We start from the raw sequence: 19,317 nt of genomic DNA on the forward strand, positions 1-19,317 counted from the left end.
GATGCTCAGCGTCCACGGCCGCAAGCCCATCGCTCCCGTCGTCGAGCCGATCGCCCGCACGCTGAACTCGCTGGGCGTGTCGCCCAACGTGATGACGGTGTTGGGCACGGTCGCGGCCATCGCGATCTCGGTGACGCTGATCCCGACCGGGCACCTGTTCGCGGCGGCGGTGCTCACCGGCCTGTTCGCCGCGTTCGACCTGCTCGACGGGACGATGGCGCGTCTGCGCGGCGGCGGCACCCGGTTCGGCGCCGTGCTCGACGCCAGCTGCGACCGGATCACCGACGGCGCGTTGTTCGGCGCGATCCTGTGGTGGGTGTTCTTCTCCCACGGGGCGCCGGGGCACCTCATCATCGCGGTGTTGGTGTCGCTGGTGGCGGGTCAGGTGACGTCCTACGTCAAGGCGCGCGCCGAAGCGTCGGGGTTCACCGTCAACGGTGGTCTGGTGGAGCGGCCGGAGCGTCTGATCCTCGCGCTCGTCGGCATCGGATTGCAGGGGCTGGGCGTGCCGTGGGCGGTGGAGATCGCCATGTGGGTCCTCGCCGCGGGCTCCGTGTTCACGGTCGTCCAACGCCTGGTCATGGTCGCCCGCGGCCCCGGGGCCGGGGAGCCCATCGCCCCGCCGGTTGGGACGTCCGATGCGGGGGAGCGGCGATGAGGTTTCCCCGAAACCGGGAGGACCTGGCGGCGCTGGGGTACCTCGCCGGCTGGAAGATCGTGGGCAAGCTGCCCGAGCGTCCCGTCATGTGGGCGGCGATGAAGGCCGCCGACCGTTTTTCCGACGACGGCCGCGGCCCCGAGCAGCTGCGCCGGAATCTCGCGCGCGTCACGGGTCTGCCCGCCGACGACGTTCCCGACGCGCTGGTCAAGGCGTCGATGCGCAGCTACCTGCGGTACTGGGTGGAGGCGTTCCGGCTGCCGACGATGGCCGGCGCGGAATTGTACGAGCGCATCGCCGGCATGATCCGCGGCCGCGAGATACTCGAGGCCACCGCGGCCCAGGACCGGGGCATCATCCTGCTGGTCACCCATTCCGGCAACTGGGACATGGCCGGCATGTGGGCGGCCCGGCGGTTCGGCGGCTTCACCTCGGTGGCCGAACGCCTGCGCCCCGAGGAGCTGTACGACGCCTTCCTGGAGTACCGGGAAAGCCTGGGCTTCACCATTTTGCCGCTCACCGGCGGTGAGCCGCCGATGGTGGGTCTGCGGCAGCGGCTGGAGGACGGCGGCGTGATCGCGCTCGTCGGCGAACGGGACTTCGGCGGCAGGGGAGCGGAAGTCGAATTCTTCGGCGAGAAGACCATCATGCCCGTCGGCGCGGCGCAGCTGGCCCGGGAAACCGGCGCGGCGCTCCACGTCGCTGGACTGTGGTTCGACGGCGACGATTGGGGTTTCCGGGTCCATCCCGAAGTGCCCGCCGCCGGCCGCGAGCTCGACGACATCGTCCAGGACTGCGCGTGGCTCATGGAATCCGACATCGCGGCCCACCCCGCCGACTGGCACATGCTTCAGCCGTTGTGGACGGCGGACCGGCGAGCACGTCGCCGTCGTAAAGCCGAAAACGGCGAGGCGGGTGCCGACGCGCCCGATGCAGCCGACCGGGCGGGGAGCTGAACCATGCGCATCGGAATGGTCTGCCCGTACTCCTTCGACGTGCCCGGCGGCGTCCAGGCGCACGCGATCGACTTGTGCCGGGAGTTCCGGGCGCGCGGCCACGAGGTCAGCCTCATCGGACCCGCCGGACCGACAGCGGAGGTGCCGGACTTCGTCGAACGCGGCGGACGCGCGATCCCGATCCCGTACAACGGGTCCGTGGCGCGGCTATCGTTCGGACCGGTGACGCAGCGGAAGGTGCGCCGGTGGATCGACGCCGGCGACTTCGACGTCCTGCACATCCACGAACCGAACTCGCCCAGCTACTCGATGCTGGCCACCCGCGCCGCCATTGGCCCCATCGTGGCCACGTACCACTCCGCCGCCACGCAATCGCTGGCGCTGAAGCTGGCCACGCCGTTCCTGCGGCCGATGCTCGAACGCATCCGCGGCGGCATAGCCGTCTCCGAGGTCGCCCGGCGCTGGCAGGTCGAGCAGCTCGGCGGAGACCCGGTGCTCATCCCCAACGGCGTCCGCGTGGGCGAATACGACGCCGCCCCCGACGCCGCCGACGTGCCCGAGATCGGTGCGCCGCCGCCGGGAACGAAACGCCTGGTGTTCCTCGGCCGCTTCGACGAACCCCGCAAGGGTCTGCCCGTCCTCCTCGACGCCGTGCCCGCCATCCGGCGGGTGTTCCCGGAATTGGAGATCCTCGTCATCGGCGACGGCGACCGGGCCCAGGCGGTGCGGCGGGCCGGTGAACACGCCGACGTGCTGCGCTTCACCGGCCGCGTCTCCGTGGAAGCCAAGGCCGCGGCGCTGAAGTCGGCCGACGCCTACATCGCCCCGCAGCTGGGCGGGGAAAGCTTCGGCATCGTGCTGGTCGAGGCGATGGCCGCAGGCGCCGCCGTGATCTCGTCGGACCTCGACGCCTTCCGGCTCGTCCTCGACGACGGCCGCTACGGCGATCATTTCCGCAACGGCGACTCCGCCGACCTCGCCCGCACCACCATCGCATTGCTTTCCGACGACGCCCGACGTGCCGGACTCGTGGCCGCGGGGCATGATCGTGCGTGGGAATTCGACTGGTCGACGATCGCCGACAAGGTCCTGCAGGTCTACGACACCGTCCGCATGGACGGGGAGAAGGTGGTGGTCTCGTGATCCTCGTGCCGTGGTGGGCCGTCGTGCTCGCCGTCGTGGCCGTGATCGCGCTGGTCGCGGCGCTGCTCGCGTCGGCGACCGCCACTCGGCTCAACCGGATGCACGTGCGCACCGATCTCGCCCGGGCATCGCTGGAGGCCGCGCTGGGCAGGCGCGGAGCCGTCGCACGGGCGGCGTACCCGGAGCTCGGCGCGGACGTCGCCCGCGCCGAGTCTCGTCGCCTCACCGCCGCCGACGCCCACGCCCGCGCCGACGCGGAGAATACCCTCAACGCCAAACTCGCCGAGGCGATGCAGGCCAACCCGCCGGAGCCGGCGCTGGCCATCGAGCTCCACGACGCCACAACCCGCGTCGAGCTCGCCCGCCGGTTCTACAACGACGCCGTCACCGACACCCGGATGTTGCGCACCCGACCGCTGGTCCGCGGACTGCGCCTGGCCGGCACCGCGCCGATCCCCGAGTACTTCGACGTGTCCGTCGGCACCCCGCAGAGCCCTTGAACCCACCGCGGGGCCTATAGACGGCACTGTCTACCGGCGGGTCTATAGTTGGCAGACGCCGGGCCCCGCCGCCCGGATAGAACACCGGAAAGAACCTCCAGAAAGCAGGTTTCGTTGACCACCTCCGACAACAACACCAGCCACGGCACCGCTCGCGTCAAGCGCGGCCTGGCCGAGATGCTGAAGGGCGGCGTCATCATGGACGTCGTCACCCCGGAGCAGGCGAAGATCGCCGAGGACGCCGGCGCCACCGCCGTCATGGCGCTCGAGCGCGTTCCCGCCGACATCCGCGCCGAGGGCGGCGTGTCCCGCATGTCGGATCCGGACATGATCGAGGGCATCATCGAGGCCGTGTCCATCCCCGTCATGGCGAAGGCCCGCATCGGCCACTTCGTCGAGGCGCAGGTGCTCCAGTCCCTGGGCGTCGACTTCATCGACGAGTCGGAGGTTCTCACCCCCGCCGATTACACCAACCACATCGACAAGTTCGACTTCACCGTGCCGTTCGTCTGCGGCGCCACGAACCTGGGCGAGGCCCTGCGCCGCATCAACGAGGGCGCGGCCATGATCCGCTCCAAGGGCGAGGCCGGCACCGGCGACGTGTCCAACGCGGTGACCCACATGCGCACCATCCGCGCCGAGATCAACCGCCTGAAGTCGATGGCCCCCGACGAGCTGTACGTCGCGGCCAAGGAGCTGCAGGCCCCGTACGAGCTCGTCCGCGAGGTCGCCGAGACCGGCAAGCTGCCGGTCGTCCTGTTCACCGCCGGCGGCATCGCCACCCCGGCCGACGCCGCGATGATGATGCAGCTCGGCGCCGAGGGCGTGTTCGTCGGTTCCGGCATCTTCAAGTCCGGCAACCCGGCCGACCGCGCCAAGGCGATCGTCCAGGCCACCCAGCACTACGACGACCCGAAGGTCATCGCCGACGTCTCGCGTGGACTCGGCGAGGCCATGGTGGGCATCAACGTCGACGAGATCCCCCAGCCGCACCGCCTCGCCGAGCGCGGCTGGTAACACCGACCACGGGCACGGAGGGCGAGATGGTGAACGGGGGAGCGCCGGCCGCGCGCCGCAGTGACCTGGATGGTGTGCGCGGTCTCGCCATCGCGCTCGTGGTCGTCTTCCACGTCTTCGTCGGCCGGGTGTCCGGCGGCGTGGACGTGTTCCTCATGCTGGCCGGGTATTTCTTCCTCGGCTCGCAGATCCGCTACGCGGGCCGCCCGGGGGCGTTGGCCAACCCGCTGTGGCCCCTGTTGCGGACCATCCGCCGCCTCGTGCCGTCGCTGGTGACGGCGATGGCCGGTTCGGCGCTGATCCTGGTCATGTTCGCCCCCGAGTGGATGTCGGAGCTGTTGACCCGGCAGGTGCGGGCGGCGCTGACCTACGTGCTCAACTGGGAGCTCATCGACCAGGAGGCGCCGTACGCCGCGGCGTCGACGGCGCCTAGTCCGTTGCAGCACCTGTGGTCGATGTCGGTGCAGGGCCAGTTCTACCTCATGGCCATCCTGGTCGGGTCGCTGTGCGTCGCGTGGCCCTTCTTCCGCCGCCGGCTCGTCGGACCGTTGCTCGTCGTCGTCACGATCGCCTCTTTTGCGTGGGCGTCGCGCGGCGGACTGTACGGCGGGATGGACGACTACTACTCGACGTGGACGCGGTTGTGGCAGATGACCCTCGGCGGCGTACTCGCCGTCTACGGCCACAAGCTGCGCGTGCCGGCGTCACTGTGCGGGGCCGCCTCCTTCGTCGGCGTCGCCATGATGGTGGCCACCGGATTCGTCATCCGCGACACCACCGCGTTTCCCGGGCCGCTGTCGCTGCTGCCCATCGGCGGTGCCGCGCTGATCATCCTGTCCGACGGATCGGGCCGCACCGGCGACGTCCTGCGGTCTGCGCCCATGCAGTGGCTGGGCCGCGTCGCCTATCCGCTCTACCTGTGGCACTGGCCGTTGCTGATCCTCATCGCCCATGCAACCGGCAATTGGGACGTGCCGGTCTGGTTGGGCCTCGTGGTCATCGGCCTGTCGCTCCTGCTGGCCGATGCGACCCACAACTACGTCGAAAAGCCCCTCCAGGAGCAGGGGCCGCGCCGCACCGCCGACACCCCCGAAATCCCGGAACCGACGCCGCGCCGCGGACCGAAAGTCGCCGCAACGGCCGTCATCGGCGCACTCGTCGTGGCGGGACTGTTCGCCAACACGGCGTGGATCGCCCACCTCGACCGCATCGACTCCCGCGAGTTGGATCCGGCCGTCTACCCCGGGGCAATGGCCGCCGACGGCAGCATCGAAGTGCCCGCGGCGGAGCCGTACCCGGAACTGCCCGAGCACATCGGCACCCGCTCCTGGCGGGACGGGTGCCTGGTGAAGATGGACGCGCCGACCGACGAGTACCCCGACTGCGTTTACGGCGACGTCGACGCGGAGATGACGGTGGCCATCGTCGGCCATTCCCACGCCGACACCTACGTCGAACCGCTGCACATGCTCGGCCTGGAACGGGGCTTCCGCGTGGTGACGATGCTGCGCGAGGCGTGCCCGCTGACCCTGCGGACGTCCTGGTTCGTCAAGCGCGACTGCGTGACGTGGTCGCGCGGCGCGATCGACCGACTCATCGAGCTCGATCCGGACCTCGTCGTCTCCGTGAGCACCACCTCGTCACGCGGGCGACGCGACGAAGTCGAACAGGTCGTCGTCGGCGCCGACGACTTCTGGGCCGAGTTGGCCGACCACGGCATCCCGTTCCTCGGGCTGCGCGACAACCCCCGCCTCGTCGACGAGAACGGCAAGCCGTTCTACCCCAACCGGTGCATGCGCAAGCAGGACGACTGGGCCAACTGCGCCGTGCCCCGGTCGCGGATGTACGAGCCGGAAAACCCCGCCGACCGGGTTCTTTCGCAATGGCCGACGGCCTGGTCCGCGGACACCGCCGACTGGTTCTGCCCGTTCGAATGGTGTTCGCCGGTCATCGGCAACATCGTCGTCTACCGCGACCGAGACCACATGACCAACGCCTACGCCCGATCGCTCGCCCCGCTGCTGGGCGAGGAAATCGACGCCGCGCTGGCCCAGGCGGGGGCCGCTGCGCGCTGACGGGGCCGATCGGGGATACTGGACACCATGCCTGACATCCGCGAAGTACTCGACCTCGAGCGCATCGACCGCGATATCTTCCGCGGTCCCGTCATCGAATCGGTTCTCCAGCGCACCTTCGGCGGCCAGGTCGCCGGGCAGGCGCTGGCCGCGGCGACGCGGACGGTGGACTCCGAGTTCGCCGTCCATTCGCTGCACGCCTACTTCGTGGGCCCCGGCCGCCCGCACATTCCGACGACGTACCTCGTCGACCGCATCCGCGACGGCCGTTCCTTCGTCCACCGCCACGTGCGCGCGGTCCAGGACGGGCGGACGATCTTCATGATGCAGGCCAGCTTCCACCGTCGCGGCGACACGGGCATCGAGCACTCCGACACCATGCGCGACGTGCCGGCGCCCGAGGACGTCGTGGTGGACACGTCGAATATGTCGCGGGCCCGGCGCCTGCTGTTCGCCGAGTGGTCGGACTGGGACATCCGCGTCATCCCGCAGGACCAGTACACGTGCAACCCGTACACGCCGTCGCAGCAGGTGGTGTGGTTCCGGTCGAAGGAGCGCCTGCCCGATGACGAGACGTTCCACGTGTCCACGCTGGCGTACATGTCGGACATGACGTTGCTGTCTTCGGCGAAGGTGCCGCACCCGGACGTGAAGCTGCAGGAGGCCAGTCTGGACCACGCGATGTGGTTCCTGCGTCCGTTCCGGGCCGACGAGTGGTTGCTCTACGACCAGATTTCCCCGTCGGCGCACGCCGGCCGCGCGTTGACGCATGGGCGGATCTTCAACCGCGCCGGGGATCTCGTCGCGGTGGTCACGCAGGAGGGCCTGACGCGCCACCTGCCTCCGGGTGTGGAGCCGGTGCCGTTCACGCCGGCGTCTCAGACGAAGCTGGGCGAAAACATTGACTGAGGCGGGACGGCCCGTCGTCGGCGTGCTCGCGTTGCAGGGCGGCGTCGTCGAGCATGAGCGGGTACTGGACGATCTTGGCGTCGCCCACCGCAAGGTGCGCCTTCCCGAGCATCTCGACGGGCTGTCGGCGATCATCCTGCCGGGCGGCGAGTCGACGACGATGTCGAAGCTCATGCGGTTCAACGGCCTGCTCGAGCCGCTTTCCGACGCCTTGTGCGGGGGCCTTCCGGCGTTCGGCACCTGCGCCGGCATGATCCTGCTGGCGTCGACGGTGCTGGACACGCGCGACGATGCGGTGCGCCTCGGCGCCCTCGACGTGACCGTGCGCCGCAACGCCTTCGGCCGCCAGGTCGATTCCTTCGAGACGGATCTGGCGTTCGCGGGCATCGACGGGCCGGTTCCGGCGACGTTCATCCGCGCCCCCTGGGTGGAGTCCGTCGGCGCGGGCGTCGAGGTGCTGGCGACGGTGCCGGAGGGCCCGGCGGTCGGCGCGATCGTCGCGGTGCGCGATGGTGCCGTGATGGCCACGAGTTTCCATCCGGAGGTCGACGGCGACGTGCGGGTGCACCGTCTTTTCCTGAGGGAGTGCGCGGGCCTGGACGTGGCGTAGCCCGGCACGTCACCGCCCGGGGCCGTCGTTGCCGTATAATCGCCACGACCGCCGGAATGGGTCCGGCGGACCGGTCGTTCCCGGTCGAGGGGCGATCGGCATCCTCGAGACAAAAAGGGAGTTTGGACCAGCAGATGGCGGGCCATTCCAAGTGGGCGACCACCAAGCACAAGAAGGCGGCCAACGATGCCAAGCGAGGCAAGGAATTTGCCAAGCTGGTCAAGAACATCGAGGTCGCGGCGCGCACCGGCGGTGGTGACCCCTCGGCGAACCCGACGCTGGACGACATGATCCGCAAGGCCAAGAAGGCCTCGGTTCCCAACGACAACATCGAGCGTGCCCGCAAGCGCGGCTCCGGCGAGGAAGCCGGCGGCGCGGACTGGGAGACCATCGTCTACGAGGGCTACGCCCCGGGTGGCGTGGCCGTCATCGTCGAGTGCCTGACGGACAACCGCAACCGTGCGGCGTCGGACGTCCGCTCGACGTTCAACAAGCAGAACGGCAACATGGGCGACTCGGGTTCGGTGTCGTACCTGTTCGAGCGCAAGGGCGTCATCGTCGTGCCCAAGGGCGAAGGGGATGAGCTGACCGAGGATGACCTGCTCCTGGCGGTTCTCGACGCGGGCGCTGAGGAGGTCAACGACCTCGGCGAGAACTTCGAGGTGGTCAGCGCCTTCACCGACCTGATGTCGGTGCGCACCGCTTTGGTCGATGCCGGCATCGAGTACGACACGGCGGAGCAGGATTACCGCGCGGCCACCGAGGTCGCCCTGGACGTCGAGGGTGCGCGGAAGTTCCTGCGCCTCGTCGACGCCCTGGAGGATTCCGACGACGTGCAGAACGTCTACTCCAACGCGGACATCTCCGACGAGGTTCTGGCTCAGCTCGACGACTGATCCCGGCTCACCTGCCCCGCATCGACTCCAGCGCGCGTCCGAACAAGGCGCGCGCCGTCGTTTCCGGGGTGCGTCCGGTGGTGAGGTGGTCGATGAGGAGGAACACCGCGTCCCAGCGGGAGTAGGCGGCGGCGCGGCGTTCCAGGTCGCGGTCGGCGGCTGCCAGGTCGGAGAGGACCCGTGCGTGGAAATCGGGGGAGATGCCCGCCAGGTGGGCGACGTCGATGGCGGGGTCGGCGAGCGTCATGTCGGAGAAATCGATGACGCCCAGGCGGCCGTCGGCCCACCGCAGGTGGGTTTCGTGCAGGTCGCCGTGAATGAGCCGCGGGGCGACGGGATCGTCGATGAACGTCGTCTCCGCCTCGGCGAGGATGGCGCGCGTCGTGTCCGCGTCGGGGCGGTCGAGGATCGGCAGCAGATGCTTGACGACGGCCCGCGTCAACTTGGAGTGCTTGACCGGAAACCAGGAAGCCCTGACGTCGGAGAGCTCGGGATCATTGACGTCACGGCCGTGGAGCGCGTCGAGCGTGCCCGCGAGGTGGGCCGCTGCAACCGTGCGGGCGGCGTCGTCAAGCTCCGCCCAGACCGTATCGGTCAGCGGCTCGCCGGGAACGTGCCTCGCCAGGGTCAGGCTGTCGCCGTCGGTTGCCAGTGAACGCGGCACTGCAGCCGGGGCGCGTCGGTCGACGTCGGCGAGCACCCGGGCCTCGACGTCGGCGCGGCCAACGACGCCCGGGGCGATGGCCAGGCGGGCGACGACCGCGGGAAGGGGCGAATCCTCGCCCGGAACGCCGGAAACCCCGGACAAGACCGCGACGTGATGGTCGAGGCCCTGTTCGGGGAAATCGGCGTGCTGCCACGACAACTCGGGGAATGCGGTGCGGGCCGCGTCGAGGACGTCCGGCCCAGAGGCGGGGAGATTCACGTGGGTCAGTTGAACCATTCGGTCGGCGGGCCCGCGTTGAGCAGGAGGGCGAAGACGACGGCCACGGCGACGATGATCGCCACGGCGGCCGCGGCCGGGTGACGCACGACGGGGGCGAGGACCTTCTCGGGCAGGGTGGCCGGGGTCTCGTCGGTGTCGCGGAATCGCCACGGGCCGTCGAGCTTGCCGGCGCGCTCGGTGGAGGTTTCGAACGGCACGGTCATGTAGGGGATAATCGCCGAGGCCAGGCCGAGCACGCCGCGACCGAAGGACCAGCGCTGGTTGGCCCACACCAGAATTGTCACCGCCGCGTAGGACAGGAACACGAAGCCGTGGATCGAGCCGCCGATGGTGGTGGCCAGCGGCATGTCGGCGAAGTTCTTCAGGAGGATGCCGACGATGAGGATGGTCCAGGTGACCATCTCCGCCAACGCGAGCTTGCGGTACAGGGATTTGGGCGTGTTCATGGTGGAAAAAGTTACGTGCTCGCCCCCGGTCGTGACCAATGACGTTGCGCCGCTCCCACTTTCGATTGCCCCCTGCGCGCGTCGGCGCATGCTTGACGACGATTGCCGCAAGGCGAACGCACACTTGTTCGGATGGTGTGGTATGAATGGGGCGAATCAAATGGTCGGTGCGTGCGGTGTCGGGGCACTGGCGGATATCGAGGAGGGTGCGGTGACCATTCGCGTGATGGGAGTCGATCCGGGGTTGACCCGGTGCGGTTTGTCGGTCGCCGACGGTGGGCGTGGTCGCGCGGTGACGCCCATCGCCGTGGGCGTGGCCCGCACGCCGTCGGACATCGAGCTGCCGGATCGCCTGCTGCGGCTGTCGAACGCCGCGGAAGAGTGGATGGACCGCTACGAACCCGACGTCGTGGCCATCGAGCGGATCTTCGAGCGCGGCAACGTGTCGACGGTCATGCAGACCGCGCATGCGGTGGGCGTGCTCATGCTCGCCGCCGCCCGTCGCGGGCTGCCGGTGCACATGTACACGCCGTCGGAGGTCAAGAAGGCGCTGACCGGCAACGGTCGCGCCGACAAGGCGCAGATGACCACCATGGTCACCAGGATTCTCGGGCTGTCCGAACCTCCGAAGCCGGCCGATGCCGCCGACGCCCTGGCGTTGGCCATCTGCCATTGTTGGCGTGCGCCGCTGCTGGCGCGGGCGAAGGAGGCTGTGCGGTAGTGGAGACGATGCAGTGACGGAGACAAGACAGTGATGGAGGCAATGCAGTGATCGCATCGGTGCGCGGCACCGTCATCGACATGGGCGCGGCCCACGTCGTCATCGAGTGCGGGGGAGTCGGCCATCTGGTCACGGTCACGGCCCGGACCGGGGCGACGTTGACGCGCGGCGAGGAGGGTTTCCTGCTCACCACGCTGGTGGTGCGCGAGGACGCGATGACGCTGTACGGTTTCGCCTCGTCGCAGGAACGCGAGATGTTCGAGCTGCTGCAGACGGTGTCGGGCCTTGGGCCCCGCCTTGCAATGGCGGTGCTGCAGGTGCTCGACCCCACCGACGTTGCGGCGGCCGTGGCCGCCGGAGACTCCAAGCGCCTCCAGGCGGCCAACGGAGTGGGCAAGCGGATGGCCGAGCGCATGCTCGTCGAATTGAAGGACAAGGTCGCGCCGTTCGCCGCTCCCGCCGGGACCGGTGCGCCGACCGAGGATGCAGCTGCGGCGGGCACCCGGCCCGGCGCCAACGCGAAGGCACCGGCCGCGGACGCCGACCAGGTCGTCGGCGCGCTCACCGGTCTGGGCTTCCGGGAGCAGGAAGCGTCCGCTGCGGTGGCGGACGTGCTCGCCGCGGATCCGACGTTGGACACGTCGGCCGCACTGCGGGCGGCGCTGAAGGAATTGGGCGGCTGAGCCGGGGACCATCGCCGGGGAATAGGATGACTGAACATGTCTGATGTGGAGCGCACCGAGTTCAACCTCACGGGACCGCGCGACGTCGACGCGCGCGCCCAATCGGCGGAAGTCGACGCCGAGGTCAGCCTGCGCCCCAAGTCGCTCGACGAGTTCATCGGCCAGCCGAAGGTCCGCAGCCAGCTCGAGCTCGTCCTCGGCGGCGCCCGGGGCCGCGGAGTGACGCCCGACCACATCCTCCTGTCGGGTCCGCCCGGCTTGGGCAAGACGACGATGGCGATGATCATCGCCCAGGAGCTCGGCACCTCGCTGCGCATGACCTCGGGCCCGGCGCTCGAGCGCGCCGGCGACCTGGCGGCGATGCTGTCGAACCTCATGGAGGGCGACGTCTTGTTCATCGACGAGATCCACCGCATCGCGCGGCCCGCCGAGGAAATGCTCTACATGGCGATGGAGGACTTCCGCATCGACGTCATCGTCGGCAAGGGCCCCGGCGCCACGTCCATTCCGCTGGAGATCCCGCCGTTCACGCTCGTCGCTGCGACGACCCGGTCGGGGATGCTCACCGGTCCGCTGCGCGACCGCTTCGGCTTCACGGCGCAGATGGAGTTCTACGACGTCCCGGATCTGACGCAGGTGGTCACCCGAGCCGCGGGCATCCTCGGCGTGGAGATCAGCCCGGAGGCCGCCGTCGAGATCGCCTCCCGGTCGCGCGGGACGCCGCGCATCGCCAACCGGCTGCTGCGCCGGGTCCGCGACTTCGCCGACGTCCACGCCGGGGGAGTCATCGACATCGGGGCCGCGCGCGCCGCCCTGCTCGTCTTCGATGTCGATGAACTCGGCCTCGACCGGCTCGACCGGGCGGTGCTCGATGCGTTGGTGCGGGGACATGGCGGCGGCCCGGTCGGCGTCAACTCCCTGGCCCTGGCCGTCGGCGAAGAACCCGGCACCGTGGAAGAAGTCTGCGAACCCTACCTGGTCCGCGCCGGCATGATCGCCCGCACCTCCCGTGGTCGGGTGGCCACCACGACGGCGTGGCGCCACCTCGGCCTGGAGCCGCCGGAGAGCGCGATCGGCCTGCGCTGAGGACTCGGACGGCCGTATCGGAACGTGAGCCGCGTCTCACCGGGCCCGGGGTTCGCTGCGGTGCAGGGGCCAACCGTTAGACTCTCCGCTCATGGACCCGATTCTTCTCATCATTCTCATGGTCATCCTGCTGGCTCTGCCGGTGTGGTCGACCTTCCGCCAGAACAAGCAGCTCCGCCAGATCCGCGAAATGCAGGCGCGTCTCGCCCCGGGTGCGGAGGTGCTCACCGGTTCCGGCCAGCACGGCATCGTCGTCGCCGTGGATGAGACGACCGTCGACCTCGAAATCGCCAACGGCGTCGTGACCCGCTGGGAGCGCGCCGCCATCGTCCGCAACGTCAACGAGGAAGAGGCCAAGCAGGCCGCCGACGCCACGTCCGCCGATTCCGCCGATTCGGGCAAGCCCGCCGACGTCGACGGCGACGACGCCTAAGGCGCACCGCGCCCGCGCCCCAAGACACCGCATCAACCCAGGAGTTCCCCTTGGCAAGCTCATCCCGCGGCGCCAACCGCAGCTTCCGCGCGAAATGGCCGCAGTGGTCGCTGCTGCTGTTCGTCGCCTTGCTCGTGCTGACCTACGTCCTGGTGTTCTTCACCGGAAACCGTGAGGCAACGCCGAAGCTCGGCATCGACCTGCAGGGCGGCACCCGCGTCACCCTGGTCCCGCAGGGCGAAAAGCCCACGCAGGACCAGCTCGCCCAGGCCCGCCGCATCCTCGAAAACCGCGTCAACGGCATGGGCGTCACCGGCGCCCAGGTCGTCACCGACGGCGACACGCTCGTCATCACCGTGCCCGGCGAGGACTCGCAGGAGGCCCGCGCACTCGGCCAGACGTCCCAGCTGTTCTTCCGGCCGGTCGCCCAGATGCAGGCGCCCGACCCGGCCGCGCTGACCGACACCACCCTCGAGATGGCCAACGACTGGGTCTCCGTCGGCCTGCTCACCCCCGAGGAAGCCAACGACGCGCTGGCCGAGCTGCACGAATCGCTCAGCGCCGACCTCGAGCGAACCAAGGAGATGTTCGAGGAGCAGAACCCCGACGAGCCGCTGCCCGAAGAGCTGCAGTTCGAAGTCGGCGAGCCCGGAAAGGTCACCGCCCCGGCCGCCGAGGAACCGGCCAACTCCATCGAGGCCGCCGAGCGCCGCGAGCAGGTCCGGGACGTGCTGCTGGCCTCGCGCCAGTCGTCCGACCCGACGGAGCTTTTCGCCGCCCAGGGCCTCATGCGTTGCGACGATCCCGACGCCGCCGACCCCCTGTCCGGCGCGGACGATCCCGCCAAGCCGCTGCTGACGTGCGACCCGGACAACCCGGGAGCCGTGATCTACCTCGACCAGGTGCCGCTGCTGATCGGCGAAACCGACGAGGAGAACGGCAAGCGCCTGTCCGGCGACGACATCGACACCGACGCCCCGATCAACGGCGGCTACGACCAGCAGTCCGGCGAGGTCCAGGTGTCCTTCAGCTTCAAGTCCGGTCGCGACGACGCCGGCGCCCGCACCTGGACCCAGTTGACCACGGACTACCTGCAGCAGCGGGTGGCCATCGTGCTCGACTCCGAGGTCATCTCCGCCCCCGTGATCCGCGACGCCACGCCGGTCGGCCAGGCCACCCGCATCACCGGCGACTTCACCATCGACGAAGCCCAGACGCTGGCCAACAACCTGCGCTACGGCGCCCTGCCGCTGAGCTTCGCCGGCGAGGACGGTGAACCGGGCGGCACCGCCACCACCATCCCGGCGACGATGGGTTCGGCGTCGCTGACCGCCGGCGTCATCGCCGGCCTGGTCGGCATCGGCCTCATCGTGGTCTACGCCCTGGCGCTGTACCGGGGCCTCGGCGTGATCTCGCTGGTGTCGATGGCCGCTTCCGGCGCGATGATCTACGGCGTCCTCGTGCTGCTGGGCCGGTGGATCGGCTACTCGCTGGATCTGGCCGGCATCGCGGGCATCATCATCTCCATCGGCACCACGGCCGACTCGTTCATCGTTTTCTTCGAGCGCATCAAGGACGAGCTGCGCACCGGCCGGACGTTCCGCTCCTCGGTGCCGCATGCGTGGCGCAGCGCCAGGGGAACGATCCTGGCGGGCAACTTCGTCTCGGTCATCGCGGCGGTCGTGCTCTACATCCTCGCCGTCGGCGACGTCCGCGGCTTCGCGTTCACGCTGGGCCTGTCCACGATCTTCGACATCATCACCGCCTTCCTGGTCACCGCGCCGCTGGTGATTCTGGCGACGCGGAAGTTCCCGTCGCTGGCGAAGCCGTCGATGAACGGGTTCGGCTCCGTGATGAAGCTGGCCTCGGACCGTGGCGTCAATCGTCGTAACGCGGGCACCGCCCGCACCGAGCCGCAGGAGGCGAAGTGATCATGTCGGACAACCGCGACACCGCACGCACCGATTCCACCGTCGCCGTCGACGAGCTCGACCGGGCCGTCGCCGAGCGCGGGTTCTTCACGCGCCTGTACACGGGTTCGGGCGGCATCGACATCGTCGGCAAGCGCCGCACCTGGTACGGCATCACCGCCGTGGTCCTTCTGGTGTGCATTGCCGCGATGGCCATCCGCGGGTTCGCCCTCGGCATCGATTTCGAGGGCGGCACCCGCATGACCATGCCGCCGGCCAACGTCACCGAGGAACAGGCGACGGAGGTCTTCGAGGACGCCACCGGCGTCGAGCCGAAGCTGGTGCAGATCATCGGCGCCGGCGACGCCCGCGTGTTGGAGATCACCTCCGAGCGTCTCGGCGAGGACGCCATCAACGACGCCCGCTTGGCGCTGTACGAGGAGTTCCATCCGGTCGACGCCAACGGCGAGGCCACGCCCGACGCCATCGGCGATTCGACCGTCTCGGAATCCTGGGGCGGTTCCGTCACCGAGCGCATGATCCTGGCGATGGCGGTCTTCCTGGCCCTGGTGTTCGCCTACATCGCCATCCGCTTCGAACGGGACATGGCCATCGCCGCGATCGGCGCCCTCGTCGTCGACGGCATCGTCATCTCCGGCATTTACGCGCTGGTCGGTTTCGAGGTCACCCCGGCCACCGTCATCGGCCTGCTGACGGTGCTGTCGTTCTCGCTGTACGACACCGTCGTCGTGTTCGACAAGGTCCGCGAGAACACCGCCGGTTTCCGGCAGAGCACCCGCCGCACGTACGCGGAGCAGGTGAACCTGGCGGTGAACCAGACGATCATGCGCTCGATCAACACCACGGTGTCGTCGCTGCTGCCGCTGCTCGCGCTCATGGTCATCGCGGTGGGGTTGCTGGGCGTGGGCACGCTGAAGGACCTGGCGGTGGTGCAGGTCATCGGCATCGTCCAGGGCACGTTCTCGTCGATCTTCCTGGCCGCGCCGTTCCTGGTGTCGCTCAAGCGCCGGCAGAAGAAGTTCGCCGAGCATGACGCCAAGGTCGCCGAGGCGCGCGCCGCGGGCACGGCTCCGGCGGTGCGTGACGACGAGTCGTCGGACGCCGCTCCGGCGCGCAGGTCGGTGGCCACCCCGACGGTGACGAAGTCGGCGACGGCGCCGCGTTCTTCCGAGATCTCCGAGATCGACGGGGGAGACGATGACGGGGGAGACGCCCCCCGCCCGGCGACGTGGCGCCCGGGGCGCTGACATCCCCGGCAGCATGAGGCCCGTCCGGTGAGCGATCGCTCACCGGACGGGCCAATGCGTTGGAGCCGCACATCGCGTGGAAAGATGGGGGTAACGTTGTCGCGACAACGCCCCAAGGTTTCCCGTGGTCGCGTCACGCGTCCGTTCACCCGAAAGCGAGGATCCCCGTGGCCTATGAAAACGCGCGGGCCGCACTGGCCGACCTGATTCGTCTGGTGCCCGATTTCCCTTCCGACGGCGTCCTTTTCGAGGACCTGAGTCCGGTGCTCGCGGATCCCGAGGGGTTCCGCCTCATCGTCGATGAGGTGGCGGAGGCGTGCAGGGGATTCGGCGCCGACGTGATCGGCGGTCTCGACGCCCGCGGTTTCCTCATCGGCTCGGCGGTGGCGTACAGCATGGACCTCGGCGTGTTGGCGGTGCGCAAGAAGGGCAAGCTGCCGCCGCCGGTGCACACCGAGTCCTATGACCTGGAGTACGGGTCGGCGGCGCTGGAGGTCCCGGCCTCGGGTCTGGACCTCGAAGGCAAGCGCGTCGTACTCGTCGACGATGTGCTGGCCACCGGCGGCACCATGGCCGCGGCGCGGTCGCTGCTGGAGAAGTGCGGCGCCGAAGTGACGGGTCTGTGCGCCGTCCTCGAGGTCCAGGGTCTCGGCGGTCGCGACAGGCTGTCCGACCTGCCCCTGTACGTGGTGAACAACCCGCCGGCCGGTGGCGTCGAGGCGCGGAGCGGGGCGGAGGATGGCTGATCGTTCGCCGCGCCGCTACGGCGCACGTCTCGCCCGGAGCCTGACGGGCGCGCGCACGAAGGTCAATCCCGTCCTCGACCCGCTCGTGGCCATCCACCGGGAGGTCCATCCCCGCGCGGACCTGTCGCAGCTGCAGAAGGCCTACGACACGGCTGAACGGCTGCACGCGGGCGTCAAACGCAAGTCGGGGGAGCCGTACATCACGCACCCGCTGGCGGTGGCCACCATCGCGGCGGAGATCGGCATGGACACCACCACGCTGGTCGCGGCGCTGCTCCACGACACGGTGGAGGACACCGACTATTCCCTCGAAGAGCTCACCGACGATTTCGGCCCCGAGGTCGCGCGCCTGGTCGACGGCGTCACGAAGCTGGACAAGGTCGCGTTGGGTTCGGCCGCCGAGGGCGAGACCGTGCGCAAGATGGTCGTGGCCATGAGCCAGGATCCGCGGGTGCTGGTGATCAAGGTCTGCGACCGGCTGCACAACATGCGCACCATGCGTTTCCTGCCGCCGGAGAAACAGGAGAAGAAGGCCCGCGAGACTCTCGAGGTCATCGCCCCGCTGGCGCACCGCCTGGGCATGGCGAGCGTGAAGTGGGAGCTGGAGGACCTGTCCTTCGCCATCTTGTACCCGAAGAAGTACGACGAGATCGTGCGCCTGGTCGCCGACCGCGCGCCGCAGCGCGACCAGTATCTGAAGCAGGTCTCCGACGAGATCACCGCGGACCTGCGCGCCGCCCACATCGACGCCACGGTGATGGGCCGCCCGAAGCACTACTGGTCGATCTATCAGAAGATGATCGTCCGGGGCCACGACTTCGACGAGATCTTCGACTTGGTGGGCATCCGCGTGCTCGTGGATACGACCAAGGACTGCTATGCCGCGATGGGCGCGGTCCACTCGCTGTACCAGCCGATGCCGGGCCGCTTCAAGGACTACATCTCGGCCCCCCGCTTCGGCGTGTACCAGTCGTTGCACACGACGGTGATCGGCCCGGGCGGCAACGCCCTGGAGGTGCAGATCCGCACCCACGAGATGCACTACAACGCCGAGTACGGCATCGCCGCCCACTGGCGGTACAAGGAGACGAAGGGGTCGCACAAGGGCGACGCCGCCGAGGTCGACCAGATGGCGTGGATGCGCCAGCTGCTCGACTGGCAGCGCGAGGCCGCCGACCCCAACGAGTTCCTCGATTCGCTGCGCTACGACCTGGCCTCCAACGAGATCTTCGTGTTCACGCCCAAGGGCGACGTCATGACGCTGCCGATGGACGCCACACCCGTGGACTTCGCCTACGCGGTGCACACGGAGATCGGACACCGCTGCATCGGCGCGAAGGTCAACGGCAAGCTGGTGGCGCTGGAGTCGACGCTGAAGACGGGCGACCGCGTCGAGGTCTTCACGTCGAAGGACCAGCATTCGGGCCCGTCGAAGGATTGGGCGTCGTTCGTGAAGTCGCCGCGGGCCAAGGCGAAGATCCGCCAGTGGTTCGCGAAGGAACGCCGCGAGGAGGCGCTGGAGGCCGGCCGCGACGCGTTGGCCGCCGAGGTCCAGCGCGGCGGTCTGCCGATGCACCGCCTGTTCACGCCGCAGTCGATGAAGCAGATCGCCACGGAGCTCAACTACGCCGACGTCGACGCGCTCTACACGGCCATCGGCGAGGGCGCGATCGGCGCCAAGCACGTCACCAACCGCCTCATGGCGCAGTTTTCCAGCAAGGACGACGCCGAGGACCAGTTGGCGGCGCGTACCCCGCTGTCGAAGCTGCAGGCCCCGCAGAAGCGTCGCCGCGCCGACGGTGCGGGCGTCCTCGTGGCGGGGTCGGCGGACATGATGGCGAAGCTGGCCAAGTGCTGCACCCCGGTGCCGGGCGACGAGATCTTCGGTTTCGTCACCCGCGGCGGCGGCGTCAGCGTCCACCGCACGGACTGCACGAACGCCGCGAAGCTGAAGGAGGAGCCGGAGCGCCTCATCGACGTCGAGTGGGCGAGCGATTCCACGGGCGCGGTGTTCACGGTCACGGTGCAGATCGAGGCGCTCGACCGTCATGGCCTGCTCACCGAGATCACGCGGTCCATCAGCGACCAGAAGGTGCCCATCATCGCGACGTCGTCGCATACGGCGGAGGACCGCGTCGCCGTCATGCGCTTCACGTTCGAGGTGTCTGACATCAAGCAGCTCGGCTACATCATCTCGCTGCTGCGCGGGGTGGAGGGCGTGTTCGACGTCTTCCGCGTCACCAGCGGCGGCTAGTTGCTTGACCGGCTAGTGCTTGACGACGAAAACCGGCCCCGCACAGTGGTGTGCGGGGCC

The 19,317-nt window shown here is 69.3% G+C and carries 19 protein-coding genes; 17 read left to right on the plus strand and 2 right to left on the minus strand.

Translation table 11 applies throughout. The features are described from left to right. Position 1 precedes the first annotated feature (1 nt). From pgsA to CFREN_RS06545, 9 genes are all read left to right on the plus strand, one after another. Entirely contained in the window at positions 2-658 is a 657-nt protein-coding gene (gene pgsA / locus CFREN_RS06505; RefSeq protein WP_070522050.1) for a phosphatidylinositol phosphate synthase, read from the plus strand. After that, positions 655-1,614 carry a phosphatidylinositol mannoside acyltransferase gene (locus CFREN_RS06510; RefSeq protein WP_209653033.1) on the plus strand — a complete coding sequence of 320 codons (960 nt, stop codon included), beginning with the start codon at positions 655-657 and terminating at the stop codon, positions 1,612-1,614. Before pgsA ends, CFREN_RS06510 begins: the two co-directional genes overlap by 4 nt. 3 nt (positions 1,615-1,617) lie before the next feature. Continuing rightward, a complete protein-coding gene (locus CFREN_RS06515; RefSeq protein ID WP_209653031.1) occupies positions 1,618-2,757 on the plus strand; it encodes a glycosyltransferase family 4 protein in 1,140 nt (379 codons plus the stop codon). After that, entirely contained in the window at positions 2,754-3,257 is a 504-nt protein-coding gene (locus CFREN_RS06520; protein ID WP_070522040.1) for an NUDIX hydrolase, read from the plus strand. The genes CFREN_RS06515 and CFREN_RS06520 overlap by 4 nt, the downstream gene beginning before the upstream one ends. Positions 3,258-3,371: 114 nt before the next feature. Then, entirely contained in the window at positions 3,372-4,274 is a 903-nt protein-coding gene (gene pdxS, locus CFREN_RS06525; protein ID WP_209653029.1) for a pyridoxal 5'-phosphate synthase lyase subunit PdxS, read from the plus strand. Between the two features lie 26 nt (positions 4,275-4,300). Further along, positions 4,301-6,349, plus strand: coding sequence for an acyltransferase family protein (locus CFREN_RS06530; RefSeq protein WP_209653027.1), 2,049 nt, complete (start codon positions 4,301-4,303; stop codon positions 6,347-6,349). Positions 6,350-6,376: 27 nt separating this feature from the next. Beyond that, a complete protein-coding gene (locus CFREN_RS06535) occupies positions 6,377-7,258 on the plus strand; it encodes an acyl-CoA thioesterase (RefSeq protein ID WP_070522034.1) in 882 nt (293 codons plus the stop codon). Beyond that, entirely contained in the window at positions 7,251-7,868 is a 618-nt protein-coding gene (pdxT, locus tag CFREN_RS06540) for a pyridoxal 5'-phosphate synthase glutaminase subunit PdxT (RefSeq protein ID WP_244979529.1), read from the plus strand. Before CFREN_RS06535 ends, pdxT begins: the two co-directional genes overlap by 8 nt. Positions 7,869-8,002: 134 nt before the next feature. Continuing rightward, complete coding sequence (locus CFREN_RS06545; RefSeq protein WP_070522085.1) at positions 8,003-8,764, plus strand: YebC/PmpR family DNA-binding transcriptional regulator; 762 nt, start codon at positions 8,003-8,005, stop codon at positions 8,762-8,764. A gap of 7 nt (positions 8,765-8,771) precedes the next feature. On the opposite strand, the gene CFREN_RS06550 is transcribed toward CFREN_RS06545, so the two are convergent. After that, the gene (locus CFREN_RS06550; RefSeq protein WP_209653024.1) at positions 8,772-9,689 is read right to left on the minus strand and encodes a phosphotransferase family protein; all 918 of its coding nucleotides are present in this window, start codon (positions 9,687-9,689) and stop codon (positions 8,772-8,774) included. 5 nt (positions 9,690-9,694) lie between these two features. Next, on the minus strand, positions 9,695-10,156 hold the full coding sequence (locus CFREN_RS06555; RefSeq protein ID WP_209653022.1) for a DUF3817 domain-containing protein: 462 nt from the start codon (positions 10,154-10,156) through the stop codon (positions 9,695-9,697). Positions 10,157-10,316: 160 nt separating this feature from the next. On the opposite strand from CFREN_RS06555, the gene ruvC reads away from it, so the two are divergent. The 8 genes from ruvC to CFREN_RS06595 all read left to right on the plus strand — a co-directional run bounded on the left by ruvC (position 10,317) and on the right by CFREN_RS06595 (position 19,257). Continuing rightward, positions 10,317-10,877 carry a crossover junction endodeoxyribonuclease RuvC gene (ruvC, locus tag CFREN_RS06560; RefSeq protein WP_209654667.1) on the plus strand — a complete coding sequence of 187 codons (561 nt, stop codon included), beginning with the start codon at positions 10,317-10,319 and terminating at the stop codon, positions 10,875-10,877. A gap of 47 nt (positions 10,878-10,924) precedes the next feature. Next, positions 10,925-11,560, plus strand: coding sequence for a Holliday junction branch migration protein RuvA (ruvA, locus tag CFREN_RS06565; protein ID WP_209653019.1), 636 nt, complete (start codon positions 10,925-10,927; stop codon positions 11,558-11,560). Between the two features lie 36 nt (positions 11,561-11,596). Next, a complete protein-coding gene (gene ruvB / locus CFREN_RS06570; RefSeq protein ID WP_035123945.1) occupies positions 11,597-12,646 on the plus strand; it encodes a Holliday junction branch migration DNA helicase RuvB in 1,050 nt (349 codons plus the stop codon). A 91-nt stretch (positions 12,647-12,737) separates the two neighbouring features. Beyond that, positions 12,738-13,079, plus strand: coding sequence for a preprotein translocase subunit YajC (yajC, locus tag CFREN_RS06575; protein ID WP_209653017.1), 342 nt, complete (start codon positions 12,738-12,740; stop codon positions 13,077-13,079). A gap of 50 nt (positions 13,080-13,129) precedes the next feature. Continuing rightward, on the plus strand, positions 13,130-15,010 hold the full coding sequence (gene secD / locus CFREN_RS06580; RefSeq protein WP_244979528.1) for a protein translocase subunit SecD: 1,881 nt from the start codon (positions 13,130-13,132) through the stop codon (positions 15,008-15,010). A gap of 2 nt (positions 15,011-15,012) precedes the next feature. Continuing rightward, on the plus strand, positions 15,013-16,257 hold the full coding sequence (gene secF / locus CFREN_RS06585; RefSeq protein WP_209653015.1) for a protein translocase subunit SecF: 1,245 nt from the start codon (positions 15,013-15,015) through the stop codon (positions 16,255-16,257). A gap of 167 nt (positions 16,258-16,424) precedes the next feature. Further along, positions 16,425-17,003 (plus strand): adenine phosphoribosyltransferase, encoded by a 579-nt coding sequence (locus CFREN_RS06590; RefSeq protein ID WP_209653013.1) that lies wholly within the window; start codon positions 16,425-16,427, stop codon positions 17,001-17,003. Beyond that, positions 16,996-19,257: a RelA/SpoT family protein gene (locus tag CFREN_RS06595; RefSeq protein WP_070522016.1), complete on the plus strand. Its 2,262-nt coding sequence runs from the start codon at positions 16,996-16,998 to the stop codon at positions 19,255-19,257. Before CFREN_RS06590 ends, CFREN_RS06595 begins: the two co-directional genes overlap by 8 nt. Positions 19,258-19,317: the final 60 nt, after the last annotated feature.

The sequence above is a fragment of the Corynebacterium freneyi genome (assembly GCF_030408835.1).
Lineage (GTDB): Bacteria > Actinomycetota > Actinomycetes > Mycobacteriales > Mycobacteriaceae > Corynebacterium > Corynebacterium freneyi.